Genomic DNA, 21899 nt, shown 5'->3' on the forward strand with positions numbered 1-21899 from the left:
ATTTCTCCAGTTAAGGAAAATTTGAGCCGCATTTGAGATATTTTAAATCGGCGAAATTGTAATATTCCTATAAAAGCCTTATCCTCTCTATGGAGAGGTTTATAGTCGTTTTGCACTTATTTGTGAAATCTTTTATTAACTCAAATGTAAAATATGTTTTGAGAATTTTCACAATCTTTGGTATAATATAATTTATGAATAAACTTACTGTTAGTCAAGAGGCAGAAGAAAAACTGAGAAAGGGCATTCTTTTATTAGATAAAAAGGATTTTGGCGCTCTTTCGCTTCAGAATCAATGTGTGGAGCTGCAAAACCGTCAGGGCAAGTTCTTAGGCACAGCTTATCTCTCTCCGCAGAATAAGGGAGTAGGCTGGCTGATTTCCCGGAAGAAGGTAGAGCTGAACTCGGATTTTTTTCAAGACCTCTTTGAGCAGGCTAAGAGCAGACGTTCTACTTATTTCCATTCGGCTGACACGACAGCCTTTCGACTCTTTAATCAAGAGGGGGATGGCTTCGGTGGCTTCACGGTGGATTTCTACAATGACTTTGCGCTTTTTTCTTGGTACAATGGCTTTGTCTTTGCTATCAAAGAGCAGATTCTGACAGCCTTCGTTAAGGTTTTCCCAGAGATTCAGGGAGCTTATGAAAAGATTCGTTTCAAGGGTTTGAACTACGAATCGGCTCATCTCTATGGAGAGGAAGCACCGGAAACCTTCACAGTCTTAGAGAATGGTGTTCGCTATCAGGTTTTTCTGAATGACGGTCTTATGACCGGTATCTTTCTGGATCAGCACGATGTGCGTGCTAGTCTGGTAGATGGCCTGGCTGCTGGTAAAAGTTTACTCAATATGTTTTCCTATACAGCTGCTTTTTCAGTAGCTGCAGCCATGGGCGGTGCCAGTCAGACAGTATCAGTTGATTTGGCCAAGCGAAGCCGTGAGCTGTCTGAAGCTCATTTTATGGCCAATGGTCTGACACTGGATCAGCATCGCTTTCAGGTGATGGATGTCTTTGATTATTTCAAATATGCTAAGCGCCACGATCTAAGCTTTGATGTCATTGTGATAGATCCGCCCAGCTTTGCTAGAAATAAAAAGCGAACATTCTCAGTTGCTAAAGATTATCATTGTTTGGTTGCACAAGCTTTGGAAATCCTGAATCCTCAGGGAATCATGATTTTAAGTACCAATGCAGCCAATCTTTCCAAAAGTAAGTTTAAACAAGAAATTGAAAAAGGTCTTGCCGGCAGAAAGCACCGCTATCTTGCGGAGTATGGCTTGCCAGCAGACTTTGTCTATAATAAAAAAGACGGGAGCAGTAATTACCTCAAGGTATTTACAATAAAGGTGGACCAATGAAATTAGTCGTTTCTGTAATGCCCAAGAGTTTAGAAGAAGCTCAAGAAATTGACGTATCACGCTATGAAGATGCAGATATTATTGAGTGGCGGGCAGATTTTCTGGCCAAGGATGACATTTTAAATGTTGCGCCAGCTATTTTTGAAAAATTTGCCGGACGTGAATTAATTTTCACCTTGCGGACCCGTCAGGAAGGCGGAGAAATCGAACTATCCGATGATGAATACGTAGCTCTCATCAAGGAAGTAGCCAGTTTTTACCAGCCGGATTATATCGACTTTGAATATTTCTCTCACAAGGGAAAATTTGAAGAAATGCTTGATTTTCCTAATCTGGTGTTGAGCTACCATAACTTCGAGGAAACGCCTGAAAATATGATGGAAATCCTGTCTGAGCTGACTTCTCTGACTCCTAAGGTGGTCAAGGTTTCTGTCATGGCTCACAATGAGCAGGATGTGCTGGACTTGATGAACTATACTCGCGGTTTCAAGACTTTGAATCCTGAGCAGGATTTTGTCACTATTTCCATGGGAAAAGTCGGCAAAATTTCACGCATTGCGGCTGACTTGACTGGCTCCAGCTGGTCATTTGCCAGTCAGGAGATAGCGTCAGCACCTGGTCAGATTTCTTTGAGCAATATGAAGAAAATCCAGGAGATTTTGAATGAAAATTAATGGCCACACCCGCATGGCTGCTGTGGTTGCCAAGCCAATTAAGCACAGTATTTCTCCTCTTATTCACAATATGGCTTTTGAAAAGACCGGTGTCAATGGTGTCTATCTAGCTTGGGAAGTAGAAGCGAAGGATCTGCAGGCCAGTATAGAAAATATCCGCAGATACCATATGTTTGGTGTCAATCTTTCCATGCCCTATAAGCAGGAAGTGATACCTTATCTGGACGAGCTGGATGTCAGTGCCCGCCTTATCGGAGCGGTCAATACGGTTGTGAATAAAAATGGAATTTTAGTTGGTTATAACACAGATGGCAAGGGATTTTTTAAGAGCTTGCCTTCTTTTGCTATTCGGGGCAAAAAAATGACGATTTTGGGGGCAGGTGGAGCAGCGACAGCGATTATTGCTCAAGCAGCTTTGGACAATGCAGAGGAAATTTTCGTCTTTACTCGTCAAGCTTCCTATGAGAAGACTGTCAGAAAGATGGAAGCTATCAGTTGCCAAACCAAGAGTCGTATCCAGGTACTAACCTTGGAAGACGTGGATAGCTTGCAGAATACAATCAACCAATCTGACCTTCTGGTCAATGGGACTAGTCTAGGCATGGATGGCATCAGCATGCCCCTGCCTGAACAGATTGAGCTGCCCAGCCAGATTTTAGTTGCGGATGTTATCTACCAACCTTTTGAAACGCCCTTTCTCAAATGGGCCAGAAATCAAAATGTCACAGCGGTCAATGGACTTGGTATGCTGCTCTATCAGGGAGCAGAAGCCTTTGAGCTTTGGACCGGCAAGACCATGCCCAGTCAGGAAATTTGGCAATGTTTAGAAGAATTGTATAAATAAGGAGGCGCTTATGAAACTGAATGTGAATCTCCCGCATCATCCCTATGATATTCTCATCAAAAAGGGGTCTTTATCTCAGGCTGGAAGTTGGCTGCGTCAGCTTTGGCAGCCTCAGAAGGTAGTTATCGTCACGGACAATCGAGTGGCTCGACTCTATGCGGAAAAGGTCAAGCTGAGCTTGGAAGCGGCTGGGTTTGAGACTTTTGTCTTTGACTTTTTGGAGGGTGAAGCCAGCAAGAACTTAAAGACTGTCAACAAAGTCTATGAGTTTTTGGTCAAGGTTGGCCTGACCCGCAGCGATGGTATCGTGGCCTTGGGTGGCGGAGTTGTCGGAGATTTGGCAGGCTTTGCCGCTTCGACCTACATGCGGGGCATACATTTTGTTCAGATTCCGACCAGTCTGACGGCCCAAGTGGACTCTTCTATTGGTGGTAAGACAGGTGTCAATACGCCTTGGGCCAAGAATATGGTTGGGACTTTTACCCAGCCCGACGGAGTTCTGATTGACCCTGAAGTCTTGCAGACTTTAGGGCAACGTGAACTGATTGAAGGCATGGGCGAGGTGGTCAAGTACGGCTTGATTGAGGATAAGGAACTCTGGGATGAGCTGTCAGAAATGGATGGCAGTCCAGAGTCGATTTTAGAGCATGCTGAAAGCATCATCTACCATTCCTGTGATGTTAAACGTAAGATTGTGGTTGAGGACGAGCTGGATAATGGCGTCCGCCTCTATCTGAATTTCGGCCATACTATTGGGCATGCTATCGAAGCGACAGCGGGCTATGGAAAAGTCATGCACGGTGAAGCTGTGGCGATTGGCATGGTACAGGTTTCCCGTGTCGCTGAAAAGAAAGGCCTCATGCCAGCCGGAATCACAGAAGACATCATCCATATGTGCCAGAAGTTTGGCTTGCCGGTGGATTACCAGCCATGGAATGAGAATGCTCTCTATCAGGCACTGACCCATGATAAGAAGGCTAGAGGCAACTCTATCAAGCTAGTACTGGTGCCTGAGCTGTGTTCGGCTAGTATTCACCAGATTCCGCTGGAAGAGATGAAAGAATTTCTGAAGAAATAAGTGCCAGATGGAGTTTAAGACGATTGGACAGTTTGGATAAAAATAGACAGGTTGTCCATATCTTTCCATCCCAGAAATAGGAGAAAATGTATGAGATACTTAACAGCAGGAGAATCCCACGGACCACGTTTGACAGCTATTATTGAGGGAGTGCCGGCTGGTCTTTCTCTGACCGCTGACTATATCAATGCTGAACTCAAGCGTCGTCAGGGTGGGTACGGACGCGGTGCCCGTATGAAGATTGAAAGCGACCAAGTCGAGATTACATCTGGTGTTCGGCATGGCTTGACCATGGGCGGCCCGATTACCCTCAATGTCACGAATCTGGATCATCAAAAGTGGCTAGAGATTATGAGTGCGGCGGATGTGGATGAAAAGAAAAAAGGACTGCGCAAGATTACCAAACCACGCCCTGGCCATGCGGACTTGGTTGGTGGTATGAAATACCGCTTTGACGATTTACGAAATTCCCTTGAGCGTTCTTCTGCCCGCGAAACGACCATGCGTGTAGCAGTTGGAGCAGTAGCCAAGCGTTTGCTGGAAGAAATCGGTGTAGAGGTAGCCAGCCATATCGTAACCTTTGGTGGTATTGATATTGATGTGCCGAACAATCTGACTGTAGGAGAAATCAAGGAAAGAGCTGCCCAGTCAGAGGTTTCCATTGTCAATCCCGATCGCGAAGAAGAAATCAAGGCCTACATTGACCAGATTAAGAAAGACGGGGATACCATCGGTGGTGTCATTGAGACTGTCGTTGGTGGTGTGCCGGTTGGTCTGGGCTCCTATGTCCAATGGGACAAGAAGCTGGATGCTAAGATTGCTCAGGGAGTCGTGTCCATCAATGCTTTCAAGGGCGTTGAGTTTGGTGTGGGCTTTGAAGCAGGTCGTCTCAAGGGCAGTCAAGTAATGGATGAAATCCTCTGGTCTGAGGAAGATGGCTTCACTCGCAGGACTAATAATCTAGGCGGCTTTGAGGGCGGTATGACCAATGGTCAGCCAATCGTGGTGCGAGGTGTTATGAAGCCCATTCCAACCCTTTATAAGCCACTGATGAGTGTGGATATTGAGACCCACGAGCCTTATAAGGCGACAGTGGAGCGGAGCGATCCTACGGCTCTGTCAGCGGCGGGTGTTGTCATGGAAAGCGTGGTGGCGACAGTTTTAGCCACCGAAGTTCTGGAGAAGTTCTCTTCAGACAATCTGGAAGAACTAAAGGATGCGGTAGCCCGCCATCGGGAATTTGTCAAGAACTTTTAGAAGAAAGGAGTGGGCATGGAGAGAAAAACAGTCTATATCGTAGGTCTGGGACTGATTGGAGCTTCTTTGGCTCTGGGCATCAGGCGAGCTCATCCTGAGATAGAGATTCTCGGCTATAACAGAAGTGAAGAATCAAGACAGGTTTCCCTAGAGCAAGGAATGGTAGACCGGGTAACGGATGATTTTGCTGCCTTTGCTCCATTGGCTGATGTGATTATTCTGGCTGTGCCCATCAAGCAGACCATAGCATTTATCAAAGATCTAGCGGAGCTGGACCTGAAGGAAAATGTTATCATCTCAGATGCTGGATCGACCAAGGCAGAGATTGTGGCAGCAGCAGAAAAGTACCTGAAGAATAAGCCCGTCCGCTTTGTCGGAGCTCATCCTATGGCAGGAAGTCACAAGACCGGAGCCAAGGCTGCCCATGTCACCCTCTTTGAAAATGCCTATTATATCTTCACGCCCTCTAGCCTGACCAAGCCTGGTACGCTTGAGGAAATGAAAGACTTGCTAAGTGGTCTTCATGCCCGCTTTATCCAGGTGGACGCAGCCGAGCACGACCGAGTGACCAGTCAAATCAGTCATTTTCCGCATATCCTAGCCTCCAGCCTGATGGAGCAAGCGGCAGCTTATAGCCAAGAGCATGAGCTGACCCAGTCTTTTGCAGCCGGTGGTTTTCGAGATATGACGCGGATTGCGGAGAGTGAGCCTGGTATGTGGACCTCTATTCTCTTGACCAATCCTCAAGCTATCTTGGAGCGGCTGGAAGATTTTAAAGACCAGTTAGACAAGGTTGCCGCAGCGATTGAGGCTAAGGACGAGACAGCTATCTGGGAATTTTTCGACCGAGGACGGCAGAGTCGCAAGCAGATGGAAATTCATAAGCGGGCAGGTGTGGACAGCTTTTACGACCTCTTTATTGAGGTGCCCGACGAAGAAGATGCGATTTTGGGTATTTTGGAGCTTCTGCGCGGAATTTCGGTCGTTAATATCCGGATCAACGAGGAAAACCGTGAAGATATTAACGGTATTCTGCAAATCACCTTTAAAAATCACCAAGATTTGGAAAAATCTGCTAAAATAGTAAGAGAAAATACGGATTACCTAGTGTCCGTAGACTAATATAGATTGGAGAACTCTATGTCAAATATTTATGATTTAGCCAATGAACTGAGCAGAAATCTGCGTGATTTACCTGAGTACAAGGCAGTTGCAGAAAGCAAGAAAGCAGTGGATGCTGATAGCGAAGCGAAGGCTATTTTTACAGATTATCTGGCTTTCCAGCAGGAGTTGCAACAGCTGGCTCAGACTGGTCAGGTACCGACTCAGGAGGTGCAGGACAAGATGACTTCCTTTGGTGAGAAGATTCAGGGCAATGCTGTTCTTTCTGAATTCTTCAATAAACAGCAGCAACTGTCCATCTATCTGGCGGACATTGAGCGTATCATCTTTGATCCGGTGCAGGATTTGCTTAAGTAAGCTAATAAAAAAGAGGAATCTGGGCTGACTACCTGGATTCTTTTTGCTTCGGCTAGGATTCCAGAAATTTTAAGAATTTCTGGTCTTTTTATGATAAAATAAGAAGCAACAAAGGAAAGTACGAGGTCATCTATGAAATTATCAACCAATGTAAAAGGCCTGAAGGGCCGTATCCGCGTACCTGGAGATAAGTCTATCAGTCACCGTTCCATTATTTTTGGCAGTTTGGCCAAGGGGGTTACTACTGTTCGTGACATTCTGCGAGGAGAAGATGTGCTGTCTACCATGCAGGTTTTTCGTGACTTAGGCGTGCAGATTGAGGACGATGGACATCTAGTCAAGATTCATGGTGTAGGATTTGAAGGTCTGCAAGCACCGAAAAATAAGCTGGATATGGGCAATTCTGGAACATCTATCCGTTTGATTTCTGGTGTTTTGGCTGGTCAGGATTTCGAGGCGGAGATGTTTGGTGACGACAGTCTATCCAAGCGGCCTATGGATCGGGTGACCATCCCTCTGCGGCAGATGGGAGTCGAGATTTCTGGTCGGACTGAGCGTGATTTACCACCGCTCAAGATGAAGGGAAGTAGGGAACTGCAGCCTATTCACTATCAGCTTCCAGTGGCTTCTGCTCAGGTTAAGTCGGCCTTGATTTTTGCTGCCTTGCAGGCTCAGGGAGAGTCAGTTATTATAGAAAAGGAAATCACCCGTAATCATACAGAAGATATGATTGCCCAGTTTGGCGGACAGATTGAGGTCAAGGGCAAGGAAATTCGCATTCAGGGCGGTCAGGAATTCACTGCTCAGGAAGTGACAGTCCCAGGCGACATTTCCAGTGCGGCTTTCTGGCTGGTAGCTGGATTGATCGTACCAGACTCTAAGATTGTTTTAGAAAATGTTGGCATCAATGAAACTCGCACAGGTATTCTAGAAGTGATAGAGGCTATGGGCGGACGGATGACGCTGTCAGATGTCGATCCAGTAGCCAAGTCTGCAACCATCACCGTTGAGACTTCTGAGCTTAAGGGCACGGAGATTGGCGGTGAGATTATCCCACGCTTGATTGATGAGTTGCCGATTATTGCGCTTCTGGCGACTCAGGCTCAGGGACGGACTGTTATTCGTGATGCAGAGGAGCTCAAGGTCAAGGAAACCGATCGGATCCAGGTAGTGGCAGACGCTCTCAATAGCATGGGCGCAGCTATTGCCCCGACGGAAGACGGCATGATTATTGAAGGGAAAACACCTCTTCATGGTGCTCAGGTCAACACCTTTGGCGACCATCGCATCGGGATGATGACGGCAATTGCTGCTTTGTTGGCTCAAAGCGGTCAGGTAGAACTTGAGCGGTCTGAAGCCATTAAGACCAGCTATCCAAGCTTCTTCAGCGACTTGGAGGGCTTGATGCATGGCTAGGATATTGCTAGGCTTTATGGGAGCCGGAAAATCCACAGTGGCCCGAGGCTTAGCCCAAGACTTTGTCGATATGGATGAACTGCTCTGCCAGCGGCTGGGCATGTCAATCAAGGATTATTTTGACCAGCATGGTGAAGCGGCCTTCCGGGTTGCTGAAGCCCAGCTCTTGGCTGAGCTGATCGATACGGACTTGGTCGTCTCAACTGGCGGCGGTGTAGTCGTCAGCCCAGAAAATCGCAAATTACTGACTCAGAATGCTGATAATATCTACCTGAAAGCAGATTTTGAAACGCTTTATCAGCGAATTCAGCAGGATGCTGAGCAGGAGCGACCTTTGTTCTTAAACCAGAGCAAGTCAGACTTGCAGCAGATTTTTGAGCAGCGTCAGGCCTGGTATGAGGAAGTGGCGACCCAGATTGTCGATACGAGGCTCAAAAGCCCGCAGGAAATTATTGAGGAAATTCAATGAAAATAGCATTTTTAGGTCCTAGAGGCTCCTTTTCTCACCATGTAGCCCAAGCTGCCTTTCCCAGCGAGGACTTGGTGCCCTATCAGAATATCACCGAGGTCATGAAGGCTTATGAGGCTAGGGAAGTGGATTACTCGGTCGTTCCGGTGGAAAATTCCATTGAGGGCAGTGTCCATGAAACCTTGGACTATCTCTTTCATCAAGCAGATATTCAGGCGGTTGCTGAGATCGTCCAGCCCATCAAGCAGCAGCTCTTGGTGACGGATTTGGAGAAGTCAATCGAGAAGATATTTTCTCATCCGCAGGCTATTGCCCAAGGAAAAAAATACATTCGCCAGCACTATCCGCAGGCTGCCATTGAGGTCACGGCTAGTACGGCCTATGCAGCTCGTTTTGTGGCAGAGCATCCTGAAAAGAATTTTGCGGCTATTGCTCCGCGCACGGCTGCAGCAGAATACGGGCTCAAAGTAGCGGCCAGCGATATTCAGGAAATGGAAGAAAATTATACTCGCTTCTGGATTCTAGGCCATGAGGTGCCTGAGCTTCAACTGACCAAGACAGGAGACAAGCAGACACTGGCTTTGACCCTGCCGGACAATCTGCCAGGTGCCCTCTATAAGGCTTTGTCGACCTTCGCTTGGCGTGGGATTGACCTGACCAAGATTGAGAGCCGGCCTCTAAAAACGGCTTTGGGAGAGTATTTCTTCATTATTGACATTGACAACGAACAGAAAAAATTGGCGGATTTTGCCTATCAAGAGTTGACAAGTCTTGGAATTACTTATAAAATTTTTGGTAGCTACAGTGTGTTTCTGATTCAGGACAAGTAGCAATAGATTGGAGAAGAGATGAAGAAACCAGAAAATCTTAGCCATCATGAACAGCTCCGCTTAGATTATCTCTACAAAAATTATTATTATCTAAACGATAAAGAAAAGAAAGAATTTGACTATCTGCGTCAGAAGTCCAAGGGGATTGGCAATTCAGCCAGTGTGCCTGACCATGAAGAGCAGCCGCATACAGTTAGTGACGCCTATGAGCAAGAGCCAGTTGAAATGGATCCTTCTGGCCTCTTGCCCAAGTATCCTGAGCGTTCTTCTCGCAGCAGAAGGCAAAAAAAGGTGTCAGAAGCTCTGACAGAAGCTAGTCTTGGACAAGACAAGCCTAAAAAACCCCGCAAAAAAATCCGCTTGAAACGGATTCTGCTTTGGGCAGGGATTTTCCTGCTGATGGTCTTGGGGGGCATGATTTTCATGTTTGTCAAAGGCTTGACGACAGCTCACACTGGTAATTCTAAGCCAGCAGAAACGGAATTCTTTGACGGTAAGGATACTAAGGATGGAGTGAATATCCTCATTCTCGGAACAGATGGCCGGGTTGGTGACGACTCGACTGAGACGCGGACTGACTCTATTATGGTCTTGAACGTTGGTAATAAGGACCACAAGGTGAAATTGGTCAGCTTTATGCGTGATACACTTATTCACATTGATGGCGTCAGCAATGAGTACACCGATCCGTCGCAGGCAGATTACTATGACCAAAAGCTCAATTCTGCCTATACGATTGGGGAGCAAAACCACAACCGCGGTGCAGACTATGTCCGCCAGATGCTCAAAGATAATTTTGATTTGGACATCAAATATTATGCACTGGTGGATTTCCAGACCTTTGCGACAGCTATTGACACCCTTTTCCCAAATGGCGTCAGCATGAATGCTCAGTTCTCAACGATTGATGGGGAGAAGGTGACAGAAGTTGAAGTGCCAGATGACTTAAATATGAAAGACGGTGTGGTACCCAACCAAACAATCAAGGTCGGTCAGCAGCAGATGGACGGTCGGACCTTGCTCAACTATGCTCGCTTCCGTAAGGATGACGAGGGCGACTTTGGCCGGACCCGCCGCCAGCAGGAAGTATTGACAGCTGTTTTCCAGCAGGTCAAGGATCCGACTAAGCTCTTTACCGGATCAGAGGCTCTGGGTAAGGTCTTTGCCTTGACTTCGACCAATGTGCCTTACAGCTTCCTTTTGACTAATGGTCTCTCTATGGCTGGAGATTCCCGCAACGGGGTTGAGCGCCTGACGATTCCGGAAAATGGCGACTGGGTGGATACCTATGACATGTACGGTGGCCAAGGGCTCTTGATTGACTTTGAAGCCTATAAAGAAAGACTGCAGCAAATGGGTCTCAGATAAGATATATGATATAATGAAAGGTAGGACGATGTCCTGCCTTTTCTTTTGGGAAATAGCAGAGCGATAAAGCAGAAAGAGAAAAATATGTTAAAAAAGAATGATATGATTGAAGTTGAAATAGTGGATTTGAGCCACGAGGGAGCAGGAGTTGCCAAGGCAGAAGGTCTGGTTTTCTTTGTGGAAAATGCCCTGCCGGGTGAACTCATCCGCATGCGTGTGCTCAAGGTCAACAAAAAAATCGGCTTTGGCAAGGTGGAGGAATTTCTCCGTACCTCAGACCAGCGCAATGAAAATCTTGATATGGCTTATCTGCGTACAGGGATTGCTGACTTGGGGCATCTGAACTATTCAGCCCAGCTGGACTTCAAACGCAAGCAGGTCAAGGACAGTCTCTATAAGATTGCTGGTTTGTCCGATGTTGAAGTGCTGCCGACACTTGGTATGGAGCAGCCGCTGGGCTACCGTAATAAAGCTCAAGTGCCTGTCCGCCGTGTCAATGGCCAGCTGGAAACAGGATTTTTCCGGAAAAATTCCCATGACCTCCTGCCGATTGAAGATTTCTATATTCAGGACCCAGTCATTGACCAAGTTATTCTTTTTACACGTGATTTGCTGCGGCGTTTTGACCTCAAACCTTACGATGAGCAGGAAAAGACAGGACTCATTCGCAATCTAGTTGTTCGCCGTGGCCATTATTCAGGGGAAATCATGGTAATTCTGGTCACAACCCGACCTAAAATTTTCCGAGTAGAGCAACTGATGGAGTGCTTGACAGAGGCTTTCCCAGCTATCAAGTCCATCATGCAGAATATCAACGACCAGCCCGGCAATGCGATTTTTGGAAAAGACTGGCGAACACTTTATGGCCAAAACTACATCACCGACCAGATGCTGGGAAATGACTTCCAGATTGCTGCGCCCGCCTTTTACCAAGTCAATACCGAGATGGCAGAAAAGCTCTATCAGACAGCTATTGACTTTTCTGAACTAACCGCTGATGATGTGGTGCTTGATGCCTATTCAGGTATCGGGACTATCGGTCTATCAGTTGCCAAGCAGGTCAAGCAAGTCTATGGTGTCGAAGTGATCCCAGAAGCTGTCGAAAATAGCCGAAAGAATGCGAAAATCAACGGCATTAAAAACGCTAGCTATGTTTGCGCTCCTGCTGAAGAAGCCATCCAAAACTGGCTTAAAGAGGGTATCCAAGCGGATGTTATCCTAGTCGATCCACCAAGAAAAGGCTTGACAGAGAGCTTCATCAAAGCAAGCGTCAGCATGGAGCCAAAAAAAATCACTTATATCTCCTGCAATGTCGCCACCATGGCGCGTGATATCAAACTATACCAAGAATTAGGATATGAGCTGAAGAAAGTCCAGCCGGTGGATTTATTTCCTCAAACGCATCACGTCGAGTGTGTAAGCTTGTTAGTGAAACGTAGCTAATCCTCAAAAGGTTCCCCAAACCTTTTGAGTTCCGCAGACGCATCATGTTGAGGCGGTATCACTGCTTGTACGAGCTGAGGTATCAGCGAAGTAGAAGCAGATGCTCCGCCCATGGGATAGGACTCGTAGAATGAGGAGGAAAACCGACGAAATGATACGGTAAGTCCGAACCGCTGAGTGTGTAGCTCTGCTGGTAAAATCTTAGAAATCTTTTAGCGAAAGTAATTCAAAAGTCCTTGTTTTTAAATTTTTGGCAGTTCAAAGTATTAGTAATCGAAAGAGGTTAATACAGGCATGAATGAAATTATTGTACGCAATCTAAAGAAAAATTTTCATGGTAAAGTTGTATTGGACATTCCTAGCTTTAAATCGCATTCAGGAGAGATTGTTTCTATAGTGGGCACCAATGGTGCAGGTAAATCAACTTTCATAAAAATTATCTCTGGCTTAATGTTACAAGATGCAGGTGATGTATTTGTTTTTGGCAGTAAGAATACTTCGAAAGATATTCATAACAATGTCAAGCTTGTACTAGAAAGCGGTAGAGGCTACTATGAATATCTGACGGCAAATCAAAATATTGATTACTTTTTACATTTGAATAAAATTTCGCGTGGTCAGGTTAAGGATGAATTGGAGGATTTATTTAATAAACTAGCTTTCCATCCCTATGTTGATGTATTGGTGTCCGAATTGTCACAAGGAACGAGACAAAAATTGTCTTTGATTATTGCGTTACTTTGTAAGCCAAAAGTATTGTGTTTAGATGAGCCAACCAATGGTCTGGATGTCATTGCCAAAAAGCAGTTTGCGAAATTGTTACTAACTCTCAGCCAAGAAAAAGGAACCATTGTTCTCATGACGACTCATGATATCTATTTTGCAAAAGAAATATCAACAAGAATTTGTATCATGCGTAGCGGGAGAATAATACAGCAAGGTAGTTTCTCAGAAATCTTTGGGAAAAATACTAGGTGGGTTAAATATAGAATTGGTATTTCAAACTCTGATAAAGATGCTTTTGAGAGACTGTTTCCTGATTTATCTTATCAAGTAGAAAATAAAAGATTGATTGTTGAAGTGAAAGATAGTCAGGTAAAAAATAATATCTTTAATAATTTTGAGATGATATTTTTTGAAGAAGTTGAAGAAAGCATCGAAGAAATATTGTATGAGGTTATCAATGATGATTAAAGAAATAAGAAGGGAGTTAAAGAGACAGCTGCAGGAGATGATGCAGTTTAAATTTAATTTATTTTTTTCAAATTTTGGAATTTTGATAATGGTTTCAGCTTATCTTCAATATTTTAAAAATACACAAAGTAAATTTTTATTGCTATGTTTATTATTTACTTGGTATTTTACGAGTCATAGTATTACGCATCCAACTTTTTTTATTGAGGATGACCTTTATGATAGAACTTTGATAAGTATAATCCAGAGCAGTAAAAGTGTTTTTTATGTCTTAATGTTTAAAATTATGGTTCAGATATTGGTGGATCTAGTTAAAGCTATACCTATATTTATCGTTTTATCCACGTTAAATGATATTGATTTTCCGGATGGTATCTTAAAGTTAGTTGTAAATCTGGCTGCATGTATGCTAACTATTATTAGCATGTATGGTTTAGGCTTTTGCCTATCAAGTCTCTGCTTCATTTTTAATCGTACTTCTAGCATTACATCTTTAATTTCTTATTTCATGCTCTATTTTACTGGCATACTAACACCGCTAGGTGGTTTATTTGGCTATATAGGAAAGCTTTTCCCTTACTACGCCTTGAGAAATTTTATTATTTCTCCGTCCTACCAGAGTGTTTTTTTAATTATAGTTTATTGTGCAGTATATTGGTCAGCTGGAACTTTCCTATTTTTCACTTTATTGAACATTGCTAAAAAAAGAGGGAGCCTTTTCCATGTTTAGTGAATTAAGAAGATATTTCAATTATAGAGTTCGATACACGTTTGATAGTATTTGCGAAGTAATTTATTCCATGATTTTTATTACAGGAATCATTATTATTTTCAATAGTGATAAACCGATAAACCTACTCTATTTTTTTATTTATTATTCTATAACTAATGTGATATTGCTTGCTAATGAGGAGTTGGAATTTGAAATTCGCACTAATCAATATACAAATATCAAAACAACTAGACGGACACCAATGATGATTTATATTGCTAGATCAACAACTTATTTTATTTGGTCGACATTCATTTTTTTGATTTCAATCATTCTATCTCATATGTTTTTTAATGGAAAATTTTTGATGCCCTCATTACATTTAGTGGATTTGGTTTTGATGTCAATACTTAATTATGCTGTATTTTTTGTCTTATATACCATGGCAATTAAGTTAACAGAACGTTTTAAACGAGTATCCGTCTTATTGAATTTATTTAATACCATAATGCTACTTTATTCTGGACTAGTATTTCCTGCTCCCTTTTTTAGCTATGCAGATGTGTTGGATATATTTTTGAGTAAAAAGTAAAAGTGAATTGATATGCTTCGAACTAGTTTTTAAGTCTTTCTCTGAAAGATTATAAAGTAGGCTTACGTTTAATGGTTTCATTCAAATATTCAGTTTCCTATTATGTCCCCGTCTAGAGAAAAAAACGACCATCTAAGTTGGTAAATAACTTCAGGAGGTTTATACGCTATGCTTAGATCTTATGTAACTAAAAAGTATTTATTCTTCTATTTTGTGGCGATTATGATTACTTGGTTGGAGGCTGTTATTACACCAGCTTTGATTCAGTATATTGTCTCTAGTTTTACCAATCACCAGTTGCATTTGTTGTGGCAGGTCTTGACTTGGGGGATTGTGGGGAATTTGATTCTCTTGCTGGGTTTGGCAGGGAAACGCTATTTCTATGCACGAGTGCTGACGGACTTCAAGTCGGGCATTAAGCAGGCTATCTTTCAGACTTTCTTATATAGCCGTCGGATAGCGGATGAAGAGGTTTTGTCCGACCTGGAAAATGATGTGAAACAGCTAGAAGATAACTATATTGAGCCGACTGTTATTATCATTTCTTCTTTGGGATTTACAACCGTCTCCATCTGCTATGCTCTCTGGACAAATTTTTATCTCGGCTTGCTCTTTATCATTTTTTATTCGATACCGGTTCTTTGTAGTGGGATTGGTTCCAAACGTTTGGATACGATTTCTGAGCATAAGTCCATGGCTAACCAGAGCTACGTCTCTCAAGTGACCAATATGATTGCGGGTGCTCGTTCCATACGGCATTATCGGGGACAAAGCTTATTTTACAAACTGTTTTCCAAAGATTTACACAAGGCTTTAGAGCAAGAAGTCGCCTATGAAAAGCAACGGACTTTAAACAGTCTCTTTATCAATGGGATTGATGCCTTTTGCTCGGTTGCGCCGATTGTGATTGGTGGTTTCATGACCTATTACAACTACCTATCTGCAGCCAGCTTTGTTGGGATTTACCTAGTATCGCATAATATCGGCTACCAATTTCAGGAGCTATCTTACTTTATCAATACCAGGAAGTCAGCAAAGTCTCTCTGTGATAAGTATCAAAAATTGCTGGGAGAGGAGTTGACGATGCCTTCTGTTCTTGAAGGTTCTGTCTTTCCTATCCAGCTAGAGCAAGTTAGCGTAGAGCGTGATGGTCGAGAAATCCTAGCCCCTTGCGATCTTACCATTGAAGAAGGGGAAAAGATTGCCATTATCGGAGAAAGTGGGTCTGGGAAAACAACCTTACTGAACCTCATCTATGGTGAAATCAAGCCTAGTCAAGGTCAGATTCGCTACCATGGACAAGAGCTAAGCTCGGATGAACTCTATCAGGCAGGAGCCTACATTCTCCAGTCTAGTCATGTCTTTGATGGATTGACACTAGAGGAAAATATTGCTTTGGGACAAGAATTGGATTCCGTAAGGATGGAGGAGATTCTGCAGCAAACCGGTTTGAAAGCTCTCCAAGGCAAAATACCCAACAATCAAACCCTGTCAGGCGGTGAGAAGCAGCGGCTAGAAATTGCTCGAGCTCTCTATCACAATCGTCAATTTATCCTGGCTGATGAAGTCAAGGCCAATCTGGATCTTAAAAATCAAGAGAAAATCAGTCAGCTTCTCTTCTCACTCCCACAAGCAATCGTAGAAGTGATTCATCACTATAGCGAAGAGGACTTGAAGTGCTATGATAAGGTGATAAAATTGGAGAGATCTGAAAATATCGGTACAAAAATGTCAAATGAAGATTATATTGAAGAACTTGATGAACGACTGAATAATTTTAAAAGCTAAAAAAATAAAGCGATTGTATTGAATTAGAGTTTGAACTATATAATAGTGTTGTAAAGTTAATCGAGGAGTTATTGATGGATTTTATTAGTAAGATAGCCATAAATAAAGGCTGGTCAGATGATAAAAAATATTGTGTTACAAACCAGAACCATCAAAAATATTTATTGCGTGTTTCTGATAAAGAAAAGTTAGATTCTAAGAAAATTGAATTTGATATAATGGAGAAAATTGCTTCTCTTGGAGTTCGTATGTGTAAACCGATTAAATTTGAACTCTGCGGTGACGAAGTGCATTCTATACACGAGTGGATAGACGGAAAAGATGCAATAGATACCATTTTAACTTATTCAGAAAAACAACAATGCACTTACGGGATAGAAGCAGGAAGAATGCTTAGAAAGATTCATACAATTCCTGCTACAGAAGTTTGTGAAGACTGGGAAATATTTTTTAATAGAAAAATTGATAATAAAATCTCCAAATACAAAGAATGTCCCGTCCAATATGAAAGTGGGCAGGTCTTCATTGATTTTTTGAACGAAAACCGTGAACTGCTAGAGAATAGACCCCAAGTTTTCCAACATGGTGATTATCATATTGGAAATTTCATGATTGGAGAAGATCGTGAGATTTATGTGATTGACTTTGATCGTTTTGACTTTGGAGATCCTTGGGAGGAGTTCAATCGTATTGTGTGGTCAGCTCAAGTATCTCCCTCCTTTGCATCAGGTATGATAGATGGATATTTTGACGACAAGGTTCCAGATTTATTTTGGAAACTTCTTGCCGTCTACATTCTAAGTAACTTAATTGGAGCTCTTCCATGGGCTATTCCTTATGGAGATGAAGAAGTATCAGTAATGCAAAATCAAGCTAAGGAAATTTTAGAATGGTATGATGATATGAACCGACTAGTCCCAAGTTGGTATATGAACAAGAATAATACTGAATAATTTAAGCGTTTGAATATCAATTTGGAAAAAGAATAGAATACAATGAAATCTCAAAATTGAAACTACTATTAAGCCTTGTCCTCAAGGCTTTTTAATATTCTCTGCTATACTTCCTATTCCCAAACTTAAACAATGGCTTGCAATCATTTTTTTAAAATAGTATACTAGGGCTAGGCTATGGAATCGTTTGCATAAAGCTGCAATGAGTTTAAAAAGAGAAATCTAGGAGATGAAAAGTATGGAATTAACAGCCATTTATCACAGACCGGAGTCGGAGTATGCCTACCTTTATAAAGAAGGTCAAGTGCATATCAGAATTAGGACTAAGAAAGATGATGTAGAGAAAATCGTTTTGCACTATGGCGATCCCTTTATTTTTCTTGAGGATTCTTATGAAGATGTGAAAGAGATGGTCAAGGTGACCTCTGATGCCTTATTTGATTATTGGCAAGTTGTTGTCTCTGTGCGCTTTGCTAGGCTCCAATATCTGTTTGAGCTTGAGGATAAAAAAGGTCAAAGCATCTTATATGGAGATAAAGGCTTCGCTGACAATAGTCCAGAAAATCTTGCTTTAGAGGGCAATGGTTTTAAACTCCCTTATATTCACGAAATCGATGGCTGCAAGGTTCCTGACTGGGTTTCAAAAACGGTCTGGTATCAGATTTTTCCTGAACGTTTTGCCAATGGAAATGTTGAACTTTCACCAGAGAGAGCTCTAGATTGGGATTCGTCTATCACACCTAAAAGCAGTGATTTCTTTGGTGGGGATTTACAGGGGATTATTGACCATCTGGATTATTTGCAAGACCTAGGGATTACAGGGCTTTACCTTTGTCCCATCTTTGAATCGCCAAGCAATCACAAGTACAATACGACAGATTACTTTGAAATTGATCGACACTTTGGAGACAAGGAAACCTTCCGTCAACTGGTGGAGCAGGCTCACCTGCGTGGCATGAAGGTCATGCTGGACGCGGTTTTCAATCATATGGGTGATCAATCTTCTCAATGGCAGGATGTTCTCAAGCATGGTGAAAAGTCAGCATATAAAGACTGGTTCCACATTCAAGAGTTCCCAGTGACGAATGATAAGCTTGTGAATCCAAAAGAACTGCCTTATCATACCTTTGCCTTTGCCAGCTATATGCCTAAGTTAAACACGGCAAATCCTGAGGTGAAAGACTATCTCTTAAGCATTGCGACCTATTGGATTGAACATTTTGACATTGATGCTTGGCGACTGGATGTAGCCAATGAGGTTGATCATCAATTTTGGCGAGATTTTCGCAAGGCAGTTTTGGCCAAAAAGCCTGACCTTTATATTCTTGGAGAAGTTTGGCATACCTCTCAGCCTTGGCTCAATGGCGACGAGTTTCACGCTGTCATGAACTATCCACTATCCGATAGTATCAAGGACTACTTTTTGAGCAGGAGCAAGAAGACCAGTCAATTTATAGCTGAGATTAACAGCCAGTCCATGTACTACAAGCAGCAAATTTCTGAGGTCATGTTCAATCTCTTGGATTCGCATGATACGGAGCGCATTTTGGCGACAGCTCAAGGTGATATCCAGCTGGTCAAATCCGCACTTGCCTTTCTCTTTTTACAAAGGGGAACGCCTTGTATCTATTATGGAACCGAGCTAGAATTGGATGGAGGTATGGACCCGGATTGTAGACGGGTCATGCCTTGGGACCGGGTGTCTGATAGCAATGACATGCTCAATTTTATGAAGAACTTGATTCAGCTTCGCAAAGATATTGCGGATATTATTCAGCATGGGAAATATAGTCTAGAAGAAATCGAACCTGATGTACTGGCTTTAGAATGGCAACATGATCGTCAAGTAATCCGAGCCATTTTTAATCAGTCGAATGAGAATTATCTGTTAGACAGAGATTCAGCTGATTTAGTGAGTCATTGCCAAACTGATGACCAACAACTTGTCATCTTACCAAAGGGATTTGTAGTTTATTGTGATGAGTCTAAAAAGTAATGGAATAGAAATAAAGGAATCCGAACAAACAAGGTCTTAAAAATTCCTTCTTTAAAAGTGTTAGAATTTTTTCATGGTGGTGTAAGATGAAATCAAAAGGACTTCTGAAGAAAAAGTTGATTAATCTAGCTAGTGGGGAGTTGGTCGCTGTTTTAGTATTTTGGATGAATTTTTTTCTGCTTAAAAAGTGGATTCTTACTACTAAAGCCTTCATTTCTATTTCCTTCTCCTTGTTTCTCCTAACTTTTATCTTGATACAGGGTTCCGTTTTTTGGTTGATTTTAATCAAGAGGATTTCCAATCCAGGATTTGCTGAAAAGTATACAGGACAAATTTACAAGATATTGAAGAAATTGGATTTTATTTTACTAGCTACGGGAATTTTTGTGATATTATTGAATCATGGAGAATTTTCCTCGTTTATCATTTCTTTTTCGATTTGGATGTTTGCTCTTATAGAGTGGGTAAATTACTATCTATTGCAATTGTCATACAGCTTGAATCTTGCTGTTTTATGGAGATACATCAGAAATAGGAAATTGAAAAAGAGTAAAATTGCAAAGAAAATTGAGAAAATCCTATAAACGCTGATGATTTGCAAAACGATTTCCAAGAGCTGAAAGTTGCAAAGGAGTGCAATCTTATGCCTAGACCGAAAACTAAAGAAGATTTGATGCTAGCTGCCAAGGAAAACTTTGAGAAGTTACAAACTCTCATTTCCAAATTGTCTGATCAAGAGTTAAATACGCCTTTTGATTTTTCTCGGGATGAAAAGAAGAAGGAGGCCCATTGGAGGCGAGATAAAAATGTAAGAGATGTTTTGATTCACCTCTATGAATGGCATCAGCTCTTGTTGAATTGGGTGCATTCCAATCAAAAGGGTCAAGAGCAGCCCTTTCTTCCTGCGCCCTACAACTGGAAGACTTATGGAGAGTTGAATCTGGAATTTTGGAAGAAGCATCAGAATACTTCTCTTGAAGAGGCAACAGAGATCTTTCATCAGTCCCGTCAAGATGTTTTGGACTTAGCTGACACATTTACAAATGAAGAATTATTTTCAAAAGACGTATATAAATGGGTCGGAGGGACCGTACTAGGTTCCTATTTTGTAAGTGCTACTTCCAGCCATTATGACTGGGCCATGAAAAAATTGAAGGCTCATCAAAAAAATTGTAAAGCAAAATAGTCTGTAGAAGACAAGAATTAGAGAGAAATAAGAATGAAGAAATACAGCAAAATAATCATGTCCTGCGCCTGCCTGGCTTTGACTTTTGGACTGGCGGCATGCGCCAGTTCGCAGAAAAATAAAGAAACAAGTCAAACTACATCGACTTATTCAAATCTAAACAGTAAAAAGAGTGTCGAAGAAGTTAAGAGTTTGTTGGCTGCCAACTTGGATAAAGACAGTGTCGATAACTTTGTCAATCTAGTCAATGACTACAATGGACTTGTTGGTTCTACTGGATTAAGGGGCGATTTCACTAAGTTTACCAAAACTGAATATGACGTAGAAAAAATCAATCCTCTATGGCAGGCAAAAAAGGGCGATTTTATCGGAACAAATTGTCGGATTAATACTTATACTTTGCTGAAAAATAGCATCGAAATCCCTCAAATCGAAAAAGATGACGAACTCTTGTTCATAGATAATGATTCGATTGACAAGGGCAAGCTCTTTGATGCCAAGGATAAGGAAGAATTTAATATCCTGTTTTCAAGAGTCAAAACTGAAGCGACTCAAGATGTCAAAGTCCATGCTAAGAAGATGGAGGAATACTTCAAAAAGTTCAAGTTTAGCGAAAAAGCACGGATGCTTTCAGTCATTGTCCACGACAATCTTGATGGCGATTCTCTCTTTGTAGGGCATGTCGGCGTCTTGGTTCCAGATAAAGACGGATATTTATTTGTCGAAAAGCTGACCTTTGAAGAGCCTTACCAGGCTATCAAGTTTGCGACCAAGGAAGATGTCTACAAATACTTGCAGACCAAATATAAAGACTACACAGGGGAAGGTTTGGCCAAGCCCTTTATCATGGACAATGATAAGTGGGTAGAGGGTAAGTAGTGTGCTTTAGTTAGCATTAAGAAAAGAGAACTGGGAGATTGTAGCGTATGGAATTAAAAGATTTTACAGAAAAAGAGCAAGAGCAGATCAATCAAGGGCTCAGCACTGCAGAAATATCCGATAAGGAAGCTGCCAAAAAGATTCTGGCACTCGTGCCCCAAGAGTGGATTAAGAGAATTCCTTTCTTCGTGAGAGGGCATGCGACGACCAAGACGGTTGAGCGAGTTGCTAAGCAATATCCTCAGCTATACGCTGTCGCTAAGCAGCAAGGCGAACTTCCTGACAACGAAAGAGAAGAATTGCGCGTGATTATGACAAGCATTTTTGAAGAAAAGATGAATAAGCATAAAATCAGATGAACTCCTACTTTGAAAAAAATGAGA

Annotated in this window: 22 protein-coding genes; all 22 read left to right on the forward strand. The window is 42.3% G+C overall.

What is annotated here, in order from left to right:
• Positions 1 to 194: 194 nt before the first annotated feature.
• The 22 genes from K1I80_RS01675 to K1I80_RS01780 all read left to right on the forward strand — a co-directional run bounded on the left by K1I80_RS01675 (position 195) and on the right by K1I80_RS01780 (position 21875).
• A complete protein-coding gene (locus K1I80_RS01675) occupies positions 195 to 1358 on the forward strand; it encodes a class I SAM-dependent rRNA methyltransferase (RefSeq protein WP_223313108.1) in 1164 nt (387 codons plus the stop codon).
• On the forward strand, positions 1355 to 2032 hold the full coding sequence (aroD, locus tag K1I80_RS01680) for a type I 3-dehydroquinate dehydratase (protein ID WP_223313107.1): 678 nt from the start codon (positions 1355 to 1357) through the stop codon (positions 2030 to 2032). The genes K1I80_RS01675 and aroD overlap by 4 nt, the downstream gene beginning before the upstream one ends.
• Positions 2022 to 2876, forward strand: coding sequence for a shikimate dehydrogenase (locus tag K1I80_RS01685; RefSeq protein ID WP_223313106.1), 855 nt, complete (start codon positions 2022 to 2024; stop codon positions 2874 to 2876). The genes aroD and K1I80_RS01685 overlap by 11 nt, the downstream gene beginning before the upstream one ends.
• Positions 2877 to 2886: 10 nt before the next feature.
• On the forward strand, positions 2887 to 3954 hold the full coding sequence (gene aroB, locus K1I80_RS01690) for a 3-dehydroquinate synthase (RefSeq protein ID WP_223313105.1): 1068 nt from the start codon (positions 2887 to 2889) through the stop codon (positions 3952 to 3954).
• Between the two features lie 90 nt (positions 3955 to 4044).
• Positions 4045 to 5211 carry a chorismate synthase gene (aroC, locus tag K1I80_RS01695; protein WP_223313104.1) on the forward strand — a complete coding sequence of 389 codons (1167 nt, stop codon included), beginning with the start codon at positions 4045 to 4047 and terminating at the stop codon, positions 5209 to 5211.
• Positions 5212 to 5226: 15 nt separating this feature from the next.
• Positions 5227 to 6333 (forward strand): prephenate dehydrogenase, encoded by a 1107-nt coding sequence (locus tag K1I80_RS01700; RefSeq protein WP_223313103.1) that lies wholly within the window; start codon positions 5227 to 5229, stop codon positions 6331 to 6333.
• An 18-nt stretch (positions 6334 to 6351) separates the two neighbouring features.
• Positions 6352 to 6690 (forward strand): YlbF/YmcA family competence regulator, encoded by a 339-nt coding sequence (locus K1I80_RS01705; RefSeq protein WP_002895097.1) that lies wholly within the window; start codon positions 6352 to 6354, stop codon positions 6688 to 6690.
• Between the two features lie 132 nt (positions 6691 to 6822).
• The gene (gene aroA / locus K1I80_RS01710; protein WP_223313102.1) at positions 6823 to 8106 is read left to right on the forward strand and encodes a 3-phosphoshikimate 1-carboxyvinyltransferase; all 1284 of its coding nucleotides are present in this window, start codon (positions 6823 to 6825) and stop codon (positions 8104 to 8106) included.
• Positions 8099 to 8575 (forward strand): shikimate kinase, encoded by a 477-nt coding sequence (locus K1I80_RS01715; RefSeq protein ID WP_223313101.1) that lies wholly within the window; start codon positions 8099 to 8101, stop codon positions 8573 to 8575. The genes aroA and K1I80_RS01715 overlap by 8 nt, the downstream gene beginning before the upstream one ends.
• Complete coding sequence (pheA, locus tag K1I80_RS01720) at positions 8572 to 9405, forward strand: prephenate dehydratase (protein WP_223313100.1); 834 nt, start codon at positions 8572 to 8574, stop codon at positions 9403 to 9405. Before K1I80_RS01715 ends, pheA begins: the two co-directional genes overlap by 4 nt.
• A gap of 18 nt (positions 9406 to 9423) precedes the next feature.
• Positions 9424 to 10773: an LCP family protein gene (locus K1I80_RS01725; protein ID WP_002917028.1), complete on the forward strand. Its 1350-nt coding sequence runs from the start codon at positions 9424 to 9426 to the stop codon at positions 10771 to 10773.
• 84 nt (positions 10774 to 10857) lie between these two features.
• Entirely contained in the window at positions 10858 to 12216 is a 1359-nt protein-coding gene (gene rlmD / locus K1I80_RS01730; RefSeq protein WP_317627765.1) for a 23S rRNA (uracil(1939)-C(5))-methyltransferase RlmD, read from the forward strand.
• A gap of 294 nt (positions 12217 to 12510) precedes the next feature.
• Complete coding sequence (locus tag K1I80_RS01735) at positions 12511 to 13410, forward strand: ABC transporter ATP-binding protein (RefSeq protein ID WP_223313098.1); 900 nt, start codon at positions 12511 to 12513, stop codon at positions 13408 to 13410.
• Positions 13400 to 14140, forward strand: coding sequence for an ABC transporter permease (locus K1I80_RS01740; protein ID WP_223313097.1), 741 nt, complete (start codon positions 13400 to 13402; stop codon positions 14138 to 14140). Before K1I80_RS01735 ends, K1I80_RS01740 begins: the two co-directional genes overlap by 11 nt.
• Complete coding sequence (locus tag K1I80_RS01745; RefSeq protein ID WP_223313096.1) at positions 14133 to 14714, forward strand: hypothetical protein; 582 nt, start codon at positions 14133 to 14135, stop codon at positions 14712 to 14714. Before K1I80_RS01740 ends, K1I80_RS01745 begins: the two co-directional genes overlap by 8 nt.
• A 168-nt stretch (positions 14715 to 14882) precedes the next feature.
• Positions 14883 to 16502 (forward strand): streptosactin export ABC transporter GggC, encoded by a 1620-nt coding sequence (gene gggC, locus K1I80_RS01750; RefSeq protein ID WP_223313095.1) that lies wholly within the window; start codon positions 14883 to 14885, stop codon positions 16500 to 16502.
• A gap of 74 nt (positions 16503 to 16576) precedes the next feature.
• Positions 16577 to 17455 (forward strand): aminoglycoside phosphotransferase family protein, encoded by an 879-nt coding sequence (locus K1I80_RS01755; protein WP_223313094.1) that lies wholly within the window; start codon positions 16577 to 16579, stop codon positions 17453 to 17455.
• 238 nt (positions 17456 to 17693) lie between these two features.
• Entirely contained in the window at positions 17694 to 19451 is a 1758-nt protein-coding gene (locus tag K1I80_RS01760; protein WP_223313093.1) for a glycoside hydrolase family 13 protein, read from the forward strand.
• Between the two features lie 86 nt (positions 19452 to 19537).
• Entirely contained in the window at positions 19538 to 20035 is a 498-nt protein-coding gene (locus K1I80_RS01765; protein ID WP_223313092.1) for a hypothetical protein, read from the forward strand.
• A gap of 59 nt (positions 20036 to 20094) precedes the next feature.
• Positions 20095 to 20637 (forward strand): ClbS/DfsB family four-helix bundle protein, encoded by a 543-nt coding sequence (locus K1I80_RS01770; protein WP_223313091.1) that lies wholly within the window; start codon positions 20095 to 20097, stop codon positions 20635 to 20637.
• A gap of 33 nt (positions 20638 to 20670) precedes the next feature.
• Complete coding sequence (locus K1I80_RS01775) at positions 20671 to 21516, forward strand: DUF4300 family protein (protein ID WP_223313090.1); 846 nt, start codon at positions 20671 to 20673, stop codon at positions 21514 to 21516.
• Positions 21517 to 21563: 47 nt separating this feature from the next.
• A complete protein-coding gene (locus K1I80_RS01780) occupies positions 21564 to 21875 on the forward strand; it encodes a hypothetical protein (protein ID WP_223313089.1) in 312 nt (103 codons plus the stop codon).
• Positions 21876 to 21899 lie beyond the last annotated feature (24 nt).

The sequence above is a fragment of the Streptococcus sanguinis genome, assembly GCF_019929225.1.
GTDB lineage: Bacteria > Bacillota > Bacilli > Lactobacillales > Streptococcaceae > Streptococcus > Streptococcus sanguinis_J.